11 protein-coding genes are annotated in these 16151 nt (G+C 40.7%); 5 read left to right on the top strand and 6 right to left on the bottom strand.

All coding sequences use genetic code 11. The annotated features are described in order from the left end of the window. Positions 1-14: 14 nt before the first annotated feature. Complete coding sequence (locus IPI59_13450) at positions 15-1667, bottom strand: NAD(P)H-dependent oxidoreductase subunit E (GenBank protein ID MBK7528522.1); 1653 nt, start codon at positions 1665-1667, stop codon at positions 15-17. A 286-nt stretch (positions 1668-1953) separates the two neighbouring features. On the opposite strand from IPI59_13450, the gene IPI59_13445 reads away from it, so the two are divergent. Both IPI59_13445 and IPI59_13440 read left to right on the top strand, forming a co-directional pair. Continuing rightward, a complete protein-coding gene (locus IPI59_13445; protein MBK7528521.1) occupies positions 1954-2934 on the top strand; it encodes a MoxR family ATPase in 981 nt (326 codons plus the stop codon). A gap of 99 nt (positions 2935-3033) precedes the next feature. Continuing rightward, positions 3034-4791 carry a Na+:solute symporter gene (locus IPI59_13440; GenBank protein MBK7528520.1) on the top strand — a complete coding sequence of 586 codons (1758 nt, stop codon included), beginning with the start codon at positions 3034-3036 and terminating at the stop codon, positions 4789-4791. A 29-nt stretch (positions 4792-4820) separates the two neighbouring features. Here IPI59_13440 and IPI59_13435 read toward each other — a convergent pair whose 3' ends face one another. Continuing rightward, positions 4821-6377, bottom strand: coding sequence for a 2,3-bisphosphoglycerate-independent phosphoglycerate mutase (locus tag IPI59_13435; GenBank protein ID MBK7528519.1), 1557 nt, complete (start codon positions 6375-6377; stop codon positions 4821-4823). Between the two features lie 314 nt (positions 6378-6691). Here IPI59_13435 and IPI59_13430 point away from each other — a divergent pair, with 314 nt between their 5' ends. Further along, on the top strand, positions 6692-6949 hold the full coding sequence (locus IPI59_13430; GenBank protein ID MBK7528518.1) for a DUF4783 domain-containing protein: 258 nt from the start codon (positions 6692-6694) through the stop codon (positions 6947-6949). A gap of 131 nt (positions 6950-7080) precedes the next feature. Here the strand turns inward: IPI59_13430 and kbl are convergent, their stop codons facing one another. From kbl to IPI59_13415, 3 genes are all read right to left on the bottom strand, one after another. Continuing rightward, positions 7081-8268, bottom strand: coding sequence for a glycine C-acetyltransferase (kbl, locus tag IPI59_13425; GenBank protein MBK7528517.1), 1188 nt, complete (start codon positions 8266-8268; stop codon positions 7081-7083). Positions 8269-8485: 217 nt separating this feature from the next. Continuing rightward, complete coding sequence (locus IPI59_13420) at positions 8486-10195, bottom strand: hypothetical protein (GenBank protein MBK7528516.1); 1710 nt, start codon at positions 10193-10195, stop codon at positions 8486-8488. Between the two features lie 45 nt (positions 10196-10240). Continuing rightward, positions 10241-13195, bottom strand: coding sequence for a PKD domain-containing protein (locus IPI59_13415; protein MBK7528515.1), 2955 nt, complete (start codon positions 13193-13195; stop codon positions 10241-10243). 287 nt (positions 13196-13482) lie between these two features. On the opposite strand from IPI59_13415, the gene bamD reads away from it, so the two are divergent. Beyond that, positions 13483-14298, top strand: a complete 816-nt coding sequence (gene bamD, locus IPI59_13410) for an outer membrane protein assembly factor BamD (protein MBK7528514.1) — start codon at positions 13483-13485, stop codon at positions 14296-14298. A gap of 76 nt (positions 14299-14374) precedes the next feature. Next, positions 14375-14776 carry a DNA-directed RNA polymerase subunit omega gene (locus IPI59_13405; GenBank protein MBK7528513.1) on the top strand — a complete coding sequence of 134 codons (402 nt, stop codon included), beginning with the start codon at positions 14375-14377 and terminating at the stop codon, positions 14774-14776. A gap of 87 nt (positions 14777-14863) precedes the next feature. On the opposite strand, the gene IPI59_13400 is transcribed toward IPI59_13405, so the two are convergent. Then, on the bottom strand, positions 14864-15958 hold the full coding sequence (locus tag IPI59_13400) for a DUF3298 domain-containing protein (protein MBK7528512.1): 1095 nt from the start codon (positions 15956-15958) through the stop codon (positions 14864-14866). Positions 15959-16151: the final 193 nt, after the last annotated feature.

The following is a 16151-nucleotide window of genomic DNA, read 5'->3' as shown; positions in this document are numbered from 1 at the left end:
GTTTGAAATTTTAATTATTCAAAAAATTCGGCTAATTCGTCTTTAAAATATTGCATTGCGTTTTTTATAGGCAATGGTAAACCACCACCCAAAGCACATAACGAGGCATTTTGCATGGTGTCAACTAGGTCGGTAAACAGCAATTTATCAATTTTGTAATTCGCATCATGTTGTGCTTTGTTTAGTAGTTCGGCACCGCGAACCGAGCCTATTCGGCAAGGAAAGCATTTGCCGCAACTTTCGTGGGCGGTAAACTCAAATAAATGTTCGAGGTATTGAATTAAAGGGTAATCTTCAGGAATACATACTATTGAAGCGTGGCCTAACAAAAATCCGACTTGTTGAAAACTTTCAAAGTCTATGCTTAAATCCGGAATTTTATGAACCGGTACCAAACCTCCCAAAGGTCCGCCTATATGCATGGCTTTGATGGCATGTTTAAATCCGCCCCCTAATTCGTTTACAACTGTAGTTAAAGGTGTACCCATATCAACCTCGTACAGGCCAGGGCGATTAAAATGACCATCTAAACAAACTAATTTGGTGCCCTTTGATTTTTCGGTGCCAATTTTGGCAAACGCTTGGCCACCATGTTCAATTATATAGGGCACACAAGCCAGCGTTTCGACGTTGTTTACTATTGTAGGCTTGTTAAATAGGCCTTGCTGAGCAGGGTAGGGGGGGCGCACTCTAACTTCGGGGCGTTGCCCTTCAATGGAAGATAGCAGTGCGGTTTCTTCGCCGCAAATATAAGCGCCTTGGGCTTTTATAAGTTTAAAATCGAATGAAAATTCCGATTGTAAAATATTTTCTCCGCATAACCCAACTTCATATAATTCAACGAGAGCATTTTCAATGGCTTCAATGGCTTCCGGATATTCGGCTCGGATATATACTACGCCCCAGTTTGCGCCAATCATGTAACCACTTAACAACATGCCCAGCAAAACGCTATGAGGTTGTTGTTCTAATAAATAACGGTCGCTGTATGCGCCGGGGTCGCCTTCATCGGCATTGCATACTACAAATTTAGTTGCTCCGGGAGCATTTTTACAGGCTTCCATTTTAAAGCCCATCGGGAAACCTGCACCACCGCGCCCTCTTACGTTGGCAGTTTTAACTTCGTTAAGCAACTGTTCGGCGGGTTTATGCAGCGCTTTTTTAAGGGTTTGGTAGTAATCGTTTATGCCTATAAATGGCTTGGTTAAAATACGTGTGCCATAATGCTGAACATGATAGGAATCTAATTTTTCTGAGGACTGGCTTTTAATTTGCTGAATTTCATTGATGGCATTTCCTGAATAATTGTGGCCGTTGTAGTGAAAAGCGTGGTTTTGATGGCAACGCCCCAAGCAGCACATTTCGCCAATTTCGGCATCGGTAAAATGTTGTTGCAGTACTTGTTTTACGGCAGGTTGAGTGCCGGCAGTTAGGCAGGCCGAGCCATTGCATACATATATTTTTTTGCCTTTATTTTGTGGGCGGGTAAAATCGTAAAAAGTGGCGCTGCCATATACGTTGGCTTTGCCAATTAAAAAGTTATCGGCTAATTTTTCAAGCTCGGCTACATCGGGCGAGCCACTGCCTTTGGCCATGGTGCCAAGTTTCTCAAAAAGGTTATCGGTTAGGCCTTTTCTGCCCGATAGTTCGCTTAAATTTTTAGACATTTTAGGAAAATTAGTTGGCTAAATTGGTTTAACGCAACAAAAGTACAGTAAACTACGCTTGTATGCAATTTTAGCTATTAAAGATAGCAAAAAATGTGCTTAACTTGCTACCTGTTTTATACTTAAATTCATTTTCGATGAAATTATTACAAAAAAAGCCCTATGTTTGAGGCCGATTTTATTTACAAAACGTATTATGTTTGGTTTATTGATAAGTTAATTAATTGTCCGGATTAAAAGAATGGGCCATTTATTTAATTAGCTATTTTTTATTTACTTTGTTTTTATGGACGGTGCTACTCATTTTGAAAATCGAATTAACTTAACCCCGCTTCACGAAGCTGCTAATGCCATTAAAGCCGAAATTGGCAAAGCCATTGTAGGCCAGCACGAGTTTATTGAATTGCTGCTGGTTGCCTTGTTTGCCAATGGCCACGTACTAATTGAAGGCGTACCCGGTATTGCTAAAACACTAACCGCAAAACTGTTGGCACGCACTGTAAACACGCAATTTTCGCGTATTCAGTTCACCCCCGACCTTATGCCAGCCGATGTAATTGGCACCTCGGTTTATAATTTTAAAACCTCGGATTTTGAATTTAAACGCGGCCCTATTTTTGCCAATTTAGTGTTAATTGACGAAATAAACCGTGCTCCCGCTAAAACACAGTCGGCTTTGTTTGAAGTAATGGAAGAGCGGCAAATTACTGCCGACGGCACCCGTTATGAACTTCCTCCGCCGTTTATGGTATTGGCTACTCAAAACCCCATTGAACAAGAGGGCACCTACCGCTTGCCCGAAGCGCAATTAGACCGGTTTTTATTTAAAATTGTGGTCAATTACCCTAATTTAGACCAAGAAATAGAAATATTACAAGGCGCACAAGCCGGAAAACAAACCCATTTTAACACGTTGATACAGCCTGTGTTGACTGTGGACAATTTGCTACAATACCGTAATTTAGTCCAACAAGTACACGTCGAGCCGCTGTTGATGCGCTATATAGCCAGCGTTGTGCAACAAACCCGAAAACACAAAGACATATTTTTAGGGGCATCGCCACGGGCATCTTTGGCTTTGTTAAATGCAGGCAAGGCCTTGGCAGCCCTTCGCAACCGCGATTTTGTAAAACCCGAAGATATTCAATATTTGGCTGCCCCGGTAATGAATCATCGTATTTTGCTAAGTCCCGAAAAAGAAATGGAAGGAGGTACTGCATCGCAGGTGATTAATTTATTAATGCAACAAACTGAAGTGCCGAGATAGCATAGCTTTCTAACCTGACCTGTTTATGCTTAAACCTACAATTAAGATAAATCCCCGAACAGTTAGTTCTATTCAAACATCCTTACAATTAGTGCCCCTATGCTTTCCATATTAGATTGGTTGTTAATTGCCCTGTACTTTGTTATTTCTTTGGTTATTGGCCTGCGCTACGCCAAATTTGCGGGCAAAGATCTTTCTCACTTCTTTTTAGGAGGCCGAAGTTTACCTTGGTATCTTGCCGGATTAAGCATGGTGGCCACCACTTTTGCCGCCGATACTCCTTTGGCTGTTACCGAGTTAGTGGCAAACAACGGCGTGTCGGGCAATTGGCTTTGGTGGAACATGCTGGCCAGCGGTATGCTTACTACCTTCTTTTTTGCCAACCTTTGGCGGAGGTCGGGCGTGCTTACCGAGGTAGAGCTGATAGAACTGCGCTACAGCGGCCCCGAAGCTAAATTTTTGCGTGGCTTTAAAGCCGTTTATTTGGGTTTGTTTTTAAATGCCATGATAATAGGCTGGGTAAATGTAGCCATGATTTCGATTTTAGAGGGCTTTTTTGGTATTAGCCCCCAACTGGCTTTAGCTATAACCGCCGGATTAATGCTGATTACAGCGGCCTATTCTTCTATATCCGGATTAATGGGTGTTGCTGTTACCGATGCTTTTCAGTTTATAATTGCCATGTTGGGCTGCATTGTTCTGGCGATTCTTGTTGTAAGCTCTGAAAAAATTGGCGGCATAACGGGTTTAACCCAAAAACTCCCCGACTGGTCGTTGCAGTTTTTTCCGAGCCTTTCTAATACTGGCGCGGCAGGCCAATCGTTGGCAATAGGTATGGGTACGTTTTTGGCTTTTGTTGGTGTACAATGGTGGGCAAGCTGGTATCCCGGGGCCGAGCCGGGCGGCGGCGGTTATGTAGCCCAGCGTTTTATGAGCACCAAAGACGAAAAAAATGCCGTTTTTGCCACCTTGTTTTTTCAATTTGCCCATTATTGCCTGCGTCCATGGCCTTGGATTTTGGTTGGCTTAGCTGCTATTGTGCTGTACCCAGATTTGACCAATAAAAAAATGGGCTATATTTATGCTATGCGCGACTACCTGCCTTCGGGGTGGCGCGGCCTAATGTTAGTAGCTTTTATTGCAGCCTATATGAGCACTATTGCCACACAGCTTAACTGGGGAGCCAGCTATTTGGTGAACGATTTGTACAAGCGATTTTTGTCGCCGCCGGCAAAACATCCGGATACAGCTACCGCCGAGCGCCACTATGTATTAGTGTCTAAATTTGTTACATTATTACTAATGCTTGTTGGTTTAATTGCCTCTACGTTTATCAATAGCATATCGGGGGTTTGGCAGTTTATAATGGAATGCGGCGCGGGTTTGGGCTTGGTGCTTATTTTGCGATGGTATTATTGGCGTATCAACGCATGGAGCGAAATAGTAGCTACAATTACCCCTTTTTTGATTTTTGCAATAACCAAAGCATCCGGAATAACTTACCCTACGAGTTTTTTTATGACGGTTGGTTTTACTACATTCGCCTGGATAGTTGCCACCTATTTAACACCTCCAACCGATGCCAATACCCTTATTTCTTTTTATCAAAAAGTGCAGCCCCAAGGGGTGTGGTGGCCAGTTCGCGACTTGTTAAATTTGCCCGTCAAAAATGATAATAACTTGCAAATTGCCTGGCTTTTTTTATGTTGGCTAAGTGGTATAGCAATGGTATATAGTGCTTTGTTTGCAACGGGTAAACTAATTTTTATGCAGTGGACAAGCGGTTTTGTTTGGACAGTTGCCTCCATAATTAGTTTGTTTATACTTAGATGGGCTATGCGCAAATCGGGGTGGTAAGCAAGGAAGTAAATAGTGTTTAATGCTAATTAGCCAACCCAAACGCGCAAATCGTGCCCCGTCATTTGGTTTGATGGCTTTAAACCCATAATGGCTAATATGGTGGGGGCTACATCGGCCAAAATGCCGTTGCGCAACCGCCATCCGGAAATATTGGGCTTGCTGCTAACCCAAAAAATAGGAACGGGGTTGGTAGTATGGGCGGTGTTGGGGCTACCGTCTTCGTTTATCATTACATCGGCGTTGCCGTGGTCGGCAATTATTATCAATTCGTAGCCATTGGCCAAGGCAACTGGTACAATTTGCGCCATACAAGCGCTGACAGTTTGTGCGGCAATTACGGCGGCACTAAAAACGCCGGTATGCCCAACCATATCGGTATTGGCAAAATTTAAACAAATAAAGTCAGATTGTTTTTGTGGCAACAGTGCTAAAAGCGCTTCGGTAAGTTGTGGGGCACTCATTTGAGGCTGTAAATCGTAGGTAGCTACTTTGGGCGAGGGTATTAATCGGCGATTTTCGTTAGGGAATTCGGCTTCGCGCCCTCCGGAAAAGAAAAAAGTTACATGCGGGTATTTTTCGGTTTCGGCCATACGGGTTTGCTTTAATCCGGCGTTTGAAATTAGTTCTCCAAGCGTTTCGGTTAAATTATCTTTAATAAAAACAACTTCAACATTTTTAAAATTGTCGTCGTAGCGCGTTATGGTAATGTATTGAAGCGGCTGCGGCTGCATATTTAACTCTGGAAACGCTTGTTGGGTAAGCACTTGTGTTATTTGCCGGCATCTGTCAGTTCGGAAATTAAAGCAAAAAACTATATCGTTAGGCTCAATGAGGGCAATAGGCTGGCCATCTGAATTAGTTATAATACTTGGCGGTATAAACTCGTCTGTAATACCTTGTTGGTAGGCGTGTTCAATGGCTTCGCTTGCCGATGTGAATGTGTTTCCGTACCCATTTACCAGTAAGTCGTAAGCTTTTTTTGTGCGCTCCCACCTTTTGTCGCGGTCCATGGCATAATAGCGACCACAAACCGTTGCAATACGTCCGGAGGTTGGCAATAATGCTTTTTCAATTTCGGCGATAAACTGTAATCCGCTTTTAGGGTCGGTGTCGCGCCCATCGGTGAAAACGTGAATATAAAAATTTGGCACCGCTGCCTGTTGTAATATGGCGATAATTCCTTTTAAATGTTCAATGTGCGAATGAACTCCGCCATCGCTCACTAATCCTAACAAATGGATGGGCTTTTTTTGATGTTTGGCGTTGTAAATAGCTTTCCGGATAATGGCATTTGTGGCTAATTCGCCTGTTTGGATGGCTTTGTTAATGCGCACTAAGTCTTGATAAACAATCCGTCCAGCGCCAATATTCAAATGTCCTACTTCGCTGTTGCCCATTTGTCCATCGGGTAAACCAACAGCTTCTCCATGCGTAGTTAGCTCGGCGTGCGGGTAGTGTATATATAATTCGTCTATAAATTGTGTATCGGCCTGGGCAATGGCACTGTGTGCCGGGTTTGGCCCGTGCCCCCATCCATCGAGTATCACCAAAAGGCAGGGTTGAATTTCGATTTGCTTTTCCATTGAATTAAACGCTCATGTAAATTTAGCATCAAAGTTACAACGCATAATGCTCAAAAGTAAAATAAATATTTTATTTTGCCGTTTAGTAAATTGATAGGCAAGCTTAATGACTATTTTCCGGTTAAACGTCAAAATTGTAAACAAATATAAAAACGCACCTTAAAAAATCCTTTTCTAATTTAGTTCTCTCCCCCTCCATCCCTCATGAAACACTTACTTAATATTTTCGTAATCGTTTTTATTAGCTTGCTGGCCTCTTTTTCAGTAACCGGGCAAGATTATGCCTCGGCCTGCGCACAGGTAATGCAACTGCCTTGACAAGTGCATTAGCATCAACGATTGATATTGCCCTGCCCAGTAGCGACGGAAGCTATACTACTGTACAAGCAACCCAAGTTTTACAACAATTTTTTAACCAAGTGCAACCAACCGGATTTAGCGTAAAACATTCGGTAAAAGCCCCTAATGGAAGTAATGCAGTAGTTGGGCAATTAAACACCAAAAAAGGAGTTTACAGGGTTAATTTGGTCCTTGCCAACGGTAAAATTGACGAAATTTCGTTTAAACAGTAAATAGCCGACTTTGCTTAACAAAAACCTTGCTTTGTATCATTAGCTAATTAAATATCCGGAAGAAATTGCCAGATGAATTTAGTTTAGTTTTTTCCGGAAGAAAACAATAATTGCTGCTAATAAAAAAAGTCTTAAATAACACCGAGTTCCTTGCCTGCTTGAGTGAAAGCTGCAATAGCTTTGTCTAAGTGGGCCTGCTCGTGTACGGCACTAACTTGCACCCTAATGCGTGCCTGCCCTTGTTTAACAACAGGGTAATAAAAACCTACCACATAAATACCCAATTGAAGCAGTTTTTCGGCAAACTGTTGTGCCAGTACCGAGTCGTACAACATAACGGGTACAATGGGGTGTGTGCCTTGTTTTATGTCAAATCCGGCGTTGGTCATGCCATTTCTGAAATATTGGGTATTCCATTCTAATTTATCGCGCAGGGCGGTAGTGCTGCTTAAAAGGTCAATTACCGCTATTGAAGCACCTACAATTGAAGGGGCAACCGTGTTTGAAAACAAATAAGGCCGCGAGCGTTGGCGCAGCATTTCAATTATTTCTTTGCGGCCACTGGTAAAACCGCCCGATGCCCCGCCGAGTGCTTTTCCGAGTGTGCCGGTAATAATATCAACTTTATTTATAACGTTGCAATGCTCGTGAACACCACGCCCTGTTTTGCCCATAAATCCGGTACTGTGGCACTCATCAGTCATTACCATTGCCTCGTATTTTTCGGCTAAGGCACAAATTTTGTCTAACTGAGCAATGGTGCCATCCATAGAAAAAACGCCATCTGTAACAATAATCCGGCGGCGGCAATGTGTTGTTTTTTGAAGTTGCGCCTCTAAATCATTCATATTATTATGGGCGTAACGGTAACGCTCGGCTTTGCTAAGGCGCACGCCGTCAATTATGCTGGCATGATTAAGCTCGTCGCTAATAATGGCATCTTGTTCGGCAAAAAGCGGCTCAAATACCCCCCCATTGGCATCGAAAGCGGCGGCATATAAAATGGTATCTTCGGTGCCCAAAAATTCCGAAATTTTTGCTTCTAAAATCTTATGGATGCTTTGAGTGCCACAAATAAACCGTACCGACGAAAGGCCATAACCCCAATCATCAATGGCTTGTTTGGCAGCGGCAATTACCTGCGGGTGCGCCGAAAGCCCTAAATAATTGTTGGCACAAAAATTTAAAACACTTCCTGTGGTTTGAGCGGTAGAAATTTCGGCTTGTTGAGGTGTAGTTATTATTCGTTCGGTTTTGTAAAGTCCCGAATGGCGTATTTGGTCAATTTCGGTTTGTAGCTGGTCTTTAATGGTGTACATAAAAATTGAAATTGGAGAATAGTTGGGTTGATTTTTTGTTTTTTCGGCGATTAAATGAGAACTTGGCTAAATTATATCCGGAAAAATTGTTGTACGTCTTATATACGCTAAATATAATCCGGAATAAAATAATTTAGACAACTGTTTCAAGCTACAAAAATAGGTATTTTCTTTGGCTTTAAATATACTCGGTTATTTGTATGCGTAGTAATTTTACTTAATTTTTGTTTTGTAAAATGGATGGGTCTGTAACTTTCCAAATTACTATTGTTTGAGGGTCTTCGTACAATTTCACTAAACTTGGAGGTGAGTTTTTAATATACTGCGGCAGTCGTTCCCAATTTAATCCGGATAAACTTTGGGTATGCCAGTTGTTTATCACATAAACACTGTCGGAGGGCGAAAACTGGGCTTTAGTGGCCTCGTCAAAACTTAGGTATTGATGTTGGTAGGCTTGGGTATTAAAACCATAGTAATAGTTGGCTAAATTGCGCTGTACTTTGTTGGTAACAACTGTAATTTTATACGGTTTATTTTTAAAGTAATTCCAAATAAACTGTTTTTGATGGGCATAACCGTTGTTGTTTGCATACAGCATATAACTTGCCGGATAAATAATTGTAGCAGCAAAAAATGCAATTGACAATAAAATTTGTTGGTTCGCAATTTTGCGTTTTGTTTCAAAAAGGATTAGTGTAAAAACAAATATTAAAAACAAGGGCAAGTACAAATATAAACTCGCCCATTTATTGGCCGATAAAAGACTGCTAACAAAGCAAACTGCTGCAAAAAGGGTTAAGTAAAGGGTGTATTTATTATGCTTAGCCCAAATAGCCAATACTTGACCAGCCGAAATGGCCGCTACGGGAATTAAAAACAGGTAGTGGCGGGGGTCGGTGCGCATAGGCATATAATTAGTAAATGAGGTGGTTGTAAAATATGCCGACATAAACAGCCCTACAAAGACTATTGCCCAAAAAGATTGCTGGGTGGGCATTTTAAGCATTAGATATAACTTGCACTGTGGCCAAACCAAGGGCAAAGCCAAACCCATACTTATAGCCATACCCTGCTGAATAAACAGCAAAATTAAGCCGTAGGTAATGCGCTGCATTAAAGGCTGTAAGTTTTCGGTATAGTTTGGGTTGTAGTACATGTTTTGTGCTATGGCATCAAAACGCATCAGCCAGTTGCCGGTTAATGAGCCAATAAGCAATAAATAGGTCAATAAAATAACGCTGCCAGCTAATATGCTGCCAAGCCAAAAATGCCGCATGTGTTTATTGCCGGCAAAGCCATCAACAACAAGTAAATACAATAAAAAAGGTGTAATTACAAAAACAGTTTCTTTGGCCAGAAAGGCAAAAAACAGCGCAAACGCAAAACCTAACTGATACCAAAGCAGATTAAGTTTGCGTTGAGGTTTATCCGGAGCGGGCGTTTTAGCATCCGGAGAATTGCTAAACCTGTATTGACAGTAAATAACAAATGCAGCCAAAATGCCAAACGCTTGAATAATGTCGGGCATAATTTTATCGGCATAAAACAAGGTCCAATGGTTAAGCGCCCAAACAATAGTTGTAAAAAACATGGCCAATTTGCCAAATTGCGAAGCAACATAAAGCAATAAACAACCCGTAGCCAGCGTAATGGCCAAAGGGTATATAGACGAGGCCGTGTCGTTAATGCCAAATAGGGCATAACTTATTGCGGTTGGTACTATAATTGCCCACCTATAGGCAAACATGTCGTTGTTAAGCAATACATTTCCGTTTGCCCATTGCGCAGCGTAGTAGGCATAATCCATGTCGTCAAAACCGTAATGACCAAAATAGCCGTAAACATGATAAACAACCAACCAAATTGCCAAACCGCCCAACAAAAAGACGGCAAATTTTTTGTTGGGCATAGCGTTTATCCGGTTCATAGGGATAGAATTAATTTAAGGGTTGCTGGCCTTGTTTTTATCTTTCTATTTTATCAAAGTTAAATTGCCTTTAAACACCATTTCTTCGTCAAAATAGGTTTTTACAAGTGCATACCATGCATAAACACCTGTTTCTTGTGGTTTTTGTTTAAACAAGCCATTCCACCCGCCTATGTCTTCAATTGTTTGCCCACTGCCTTGGTACACCATTTGCCCCCATCGGTTATACACTCTGAAATTAATTATTTCTTTTATTCCTCTTGTATGAACAAGCTGAAACACATCATTTACACCGTCATTATTGGGCGAGAATGCGTTGGGTGCAACCAAATCAATAATATTAGTAACCGTAATAGTTAAGGTATCGGTAGATTTACAGCCATTTGCATCGGTAGCGGTAAGTGTGTAAATAGTAGTGGTTAGTGGGGCGGCTACGGGGTTGGCAATGGAGGGGTTTGAAAGCCCGGTTGGAGGCTCCCAGTTTAATAAAACGGCAGTTGGTGCGTTGGCTAAAAGGGGTAAATTTTCTCCGGCGTTAATAATGCCTCCTAATCCAGCATCTACAACCGGGTTCTCTAAAACGGTAATATTAACCGAATCGGTGGCCGAGAAACATTCGTTAAATGCTGAGACTGTATAAATTGTACTTGAAGGAGGGTAAACCCAAGTGCTGGGCGATGTTGGGTTGCTTAAATATTCATCCGGAGACCATAAAAACGAAGTGGCATTGGCAGTAGCCGCAATTTCAACCGAGTCGTTTTGGCATAATACGGCATCGGGCGCAAATATTTCTACCGGTTGAATTACGGTTATTGTTATTTTGTCGGAATTGCTGCATTTATTTGTGTCGGTAACAGCGAGGGTATAAATATTTGTGCTGTCGGGCTGAACCACCCAGTTTAAATCGGTGGTATTTGTTTGGCCGTTGCCGCTCCATTTTATAGTTTTGTATTGAGGTGGCGTAACTAAACCTGTTAAAGTAATTTGTTGTCCTAAACAAATTGCGGTGTCGTTTCCGGCAAAAACGGTAGGAAGTGGATTTACAAATGCAAATAAATTGTCGTTCCATTTACAACCGTTTTCGTCTGTTACGTTCAAATTAAATTTTACGGTATCGGCGGTTGGTTTGCCGGTGGTGTTGGCTGCTTTACTGTCTGTAACTTGGTTTGCAGGTGTCCATTGGTATTTGTAAGCGGGCTTGGGTGCAGGGCTAAGCATTTTAAGGCTTACGGTTTGCCCTTCGCAAATTGTTTGGTCGGGGCCTACATTTATGATTAAATTTGGATGTATTTCTATGGTTTTTGTAGTTGTTGCCGGGCAATTGCTATTAGCATTAACTGTTAGGGTTACGGTATATTTTCCGGATGTTTTGTAAGTATGTTTTGGCAGTTTTTTTGTTGAGGTGTTGTTGGCACCCGAGGTGGGGTCGCCAAAATCCCAAAAATAGTCGCTGGCGGTTGTATCGGCAGGCGTAAAGCTAACAACTTGTGTGGCGCAAGGATTAACAAAAGTAAAATCGGGCGAGGTAGAAGGAAAAATTGTAATATTTTGAACAGACGTAACCTTACAGCCCAAAGCAGTTGTTACGGTAAGGCTAATTTGATAATTGCCCGGTTTTTTGTAGGTATAAACAGGATTTTGAACAAAACTGCTGTCGCCGTTGCCAAAACTCCACGCCCAACTGTCTATGGCACCAAAATCAGATACAGACAAGTCTTGAAGCCATACCGGACTATAGGCGCAAGTATCTTTTAGGGCAAACTTGCTTTCTAATTTTGGATAGAGGTTTAAAATAATAGTGGTACTGTCGGCGCAATTTAAGTTTTCAATACCGGCATCGGCCCAAAGTTTGATGGTGTAAGTGCCGGTATCGGGGTAGGTGTGCGAGGGGTTTACGAGATCCGAAAAATTTAAAACTCCGGATGCCGGATCGCCAAATTCCCATTTATAATATTTTGCACCTAAACTTTGGTTGGTAAATTGGATGGTATAATCGCCTTCGCAGTCGGTAATAACAAGGTTGCCTTCGGCGGTAATTTGGTCTGATTTTACCAAGGCATCAATAACAACACATTCGGTAACATTAAACTGAAAATCGCGGCGGATGGTATTTATAGGCACCCCATTGCGAAACTCGGTTACACAAATACCCACCACAAATTGGCCAATTGTATTAGGAAAACCAGTTAAAATACCTGTTTTGGCATCAATTGAAACTTTTGGTGTGCCGCCCAATGGGTTTGTAGCCATATAGCCTGCCTGCCAGGTTACTGTTTCGTAGGGTGGCGGCGGCGGAGGGTCGGCGCATTGCAGCGGGGTATAAGATCCGGGTTGAGGGCATATGTCGTTGCCTCCAATAAGGGGGTCGCAAAGTTCGTACACCAACGAGTCGCCGTCAATATCGGTAGCCGAGGCATTGACCCACAAGGGTTGGTTGGCACATATTACCGTAGGCGGAAAACTGTTAAAATTGGGCGAGTTATTGCAAAGAGCTATATTTTGCGGTGGTATATAGGTGCTATATGTTGAGCCAGTTTCGTTAGGCGTTACAATATTAATAATGGTACTGTTGCGGCTGTAGCGTTGATAAACCAACCAATATCCGGATGTTTCTGTGTTTAATTTAATATTTTTAGTATAAATACCGCGCTCTACACAAACGGGCGGCAAGGTTTCCAAACAAATATTATTAGGTGGTTGCACATAATCAATCGCGGGATTTAAGATAGAATCTTTTTTTAAAACTTGCCCATCGTCTTTGTAAATAAACAGGTAGGCGGGGTTGTCTAATTCGGCGCAGTTAGTACAATAACAGTCGCGGTAAATGGTTATTTTTATTTTGTAGTTGCCGTTATCGTCTAAACATTCGTAGGTAATTTCGCCCCCTACTATATGAAATGCCTGTGTTGTTTGGCTTAGCAGTAAGAAAGCAAACAAGCATATCGAAACAAAAAATAATTTAATATTGAGTAGAGGAAGCATAAAATTTAACTTTTTCATTAACAAATCTGTTTTAAGCGTAAAGTATCAACGCAAAATACGGCAATTGGTATTGTGTTTTTAATAAAAGGGCAAAAAAACGTTTAAAATTTAACAAAATTTTATTTTATAGCCTGTTAGGTAGGCATGGCAATGAATTGTCCTTGCAACTAATTTGCTGTTTAAAATGTCCTTGATAAAACTTGGATAGATTTGGTGAATCATGGGCAAAATTTTTAATAATATAGCTTAAACAAAAATTCAGCAATATCCAGAAAAAAGCCGTAACTTTGCATGTTCTATTAAGTATGAAGAAGCAATATTATATTTTATCGTTATTTATTTCCGGATGTCTGTTACTATGTACATCGAGTTGCGATAACTATCAGAAGATATTAAAAAGTACCAACCACGAGCTAAAATACAAAAAGGTTAAAGAATATTATAATGCAGGCCAGTGTACAAAGGCTATTCCGCTTTTTGAAGACTTAATGGGGGTGTACCGAGGCAGTAAAGAGGCCGAAAAACTGTATTATTTTTATGCCTACTGCCAATACTCGGATGCAAATTACCTGATGTCGGCCTATTATTTTCAAAACTTTACCGAAATTTACCCTAATAGCGCTTATACCGAAGATGCAATGTATATGGTGGGTTATAGCCATTATCAAATGTCGCCAAACATAAGTTTAGAGCAAACCGAAACCGAAAAAGCCATTGAAACCTTACAAACATTTATAAATACTTACCCACAAAGCGACAAAGTAGCCAGCTGTAATATTTTAATTGACGAACTAAGGCTTAAATTAGAAGAAAAAGCTTTTATGAGTGCAAATTTATATCATAAAATTGGCAATTATCAGGCGGCAATTACTTCGTTTAAAAATGTACTGCGCGATTTTCCGGATACAAAACGAAAAGAACAAATTAGTTTTAATATTTTAGAATCTGAATATGATTTGGCAAAAAAGAGCGTCGAAACAAAACAAGCCGACAGATATAGTCAAGTAATAAAAACTTATACAAATTTTATTGAGCGTTTTCCGCAAAGCACTTACATTAAAGATGCCGAGCGTATTTTTTCGTTGGCCACGAATGCCTTAAAAAAAATTACTGCCAATTAGTTTATTCATTTTTGCACCATTCATTCAAAATATAATTAACAAATTAACCAATCAACGAATTTACATTTATAATACCATGAGTAATTTACCTAAAAAGAAACAACAGAACAACCAAAATGCTACGCATATTAGCAATTATGGCAAAAAGAAGAAATTTATTATTGCCCCTAACATTGAACCACGCGACCTAAACAGCCTGCACGAAATTACCGGAAACACCTATCAAACCATTGCTATTGTTGGCAAGCGTGCCAATCAAATAGCGGCAACTTTAAAAGAAGAGTTGCACGAAAAGATTGAAGATTTTGTCTCGGCAACTGACACGTTAGAAGAGGTTCATGAAAACAAAGAGCAAATTGAAATATCGCGCGTTTACGAAAAAATGCCTCATGCCACTTTATTGGCACTAGAAGAGTTAATGGAAGATAAAATTTATTTTAGAATGGAAGAGCCGGTTATTGAAAAAACTGAACAATAAATCCGGAAACACAAAGATAATATTTAGTTTTAATAAAAAAAGAGGGATAACGTTATCCCTCTTTTCTTTTTCTAATAATTAATTGGCTTATTTTGCCAATCCTCCTGCCGCAATCTTTAATTCGCTGCGCATATTATCGAGGGCATTATTAGGCTTTAATAATGTCTTAACATCTTCGTAGCTCATAAAAATTGTAATAATGCCCATAGCATAAGGGCCAATTTCGTAAGGATTATATACAAACCCAATACCGCCGGGCGCTAAATAGAAATTGGGTGTTATGTAAAAATCGCTGTCGGTTACAAGCAAAACATCCTGTAACGGCTGACTTGGTTTTAATTTATATTTTTTCCGCAATTTTTGCAGCAATACTTTGCGCAGTTGGGTGGTGTCTGTAAAAAGTTCTTTTGCTGTAATGAAACTGCCATTTTTCATATTATAATTATAATACATTGTGCTGTTCATGCCATGTGCGCCTCCGGTATAACTGTAGGCATCTTCAGACATTACAACTACTGGTGCTGTATTGGTTAAAATTTTACTGCGGCGAGTAAGTGACCAATAGAGGGCATACGAGCCAAATGAGGCCGTGTCGGGCAGCATTTCGTCAACCATATTTTGGTAGGTTTTATCTAAGATATTAAAGGCCTCATCAAGCGATACATTGGCTGTGTCGCTTGTGTTTTCGCCAAATGCCAACATAAAACCTTTGGCTTGTTGCAATTCATTTGTATTAATGGCTTCTTTTGCCGGCGAATGAATATTTTTTCCGGATTCAAAATACGATAAAACCACCTCTAAGCAAGGTGGGTTGGGGCAACTGCCTTTTTGAAGCGTTCGGTTTAACAAATTGAATTGCCAAGCCCCCTCATTATATGCTTCAGTTAATTTTATGGGCAGTGATATTTTGCCTCCAGCATCTTTCCAAGTTCCGGAAAAAGTTTGCAATTTATCGTCATAATTACCTAAAAATGAGCCAGTTTCTTCGCCCTCAATGGTCGTTTCTTTCAGTTGCCACTCGTTGTTATTAGCCTTAACGCCATCAATATCAATAAACTCGCCGCGTTTTACGTAGTAATAATTGCCGGCTAAACTTGTATCAAATAACGATAAATTTACAACCACCTGCAAATTGCCAATAGTTCCTTCAAATCGTTTATACCACTCATTTGTGCTCGACAAATTATTATCCGGCTCATTTACCGAATTAGTCGCGGTATCATTAACTTCTACTTTATTTTTTGCTGTACTGCCTTGCGAATTACATCCTAAAACACAAAATCCGCATAAAAGCCAGATAAAACAAAATAAAGACAGTATTGTATTCTTACTATACATATTATAAAAAATCACCAGAATGGCAGTTAAGAGGGAG

This window comes from Sphingobacteriales bacterium (assembly GCA_016706405.1).
In the GTDB taxonomy this organism is placed as follows: Bacteria; Bacteroidota; Bacteroidia; order Chitinophagales; family UBA2359; genus BJ6.
Note: the sequence above shows the minus strand (reverse complement) of the source record. Positions and strands in the feature narration are given on the sequence as shown.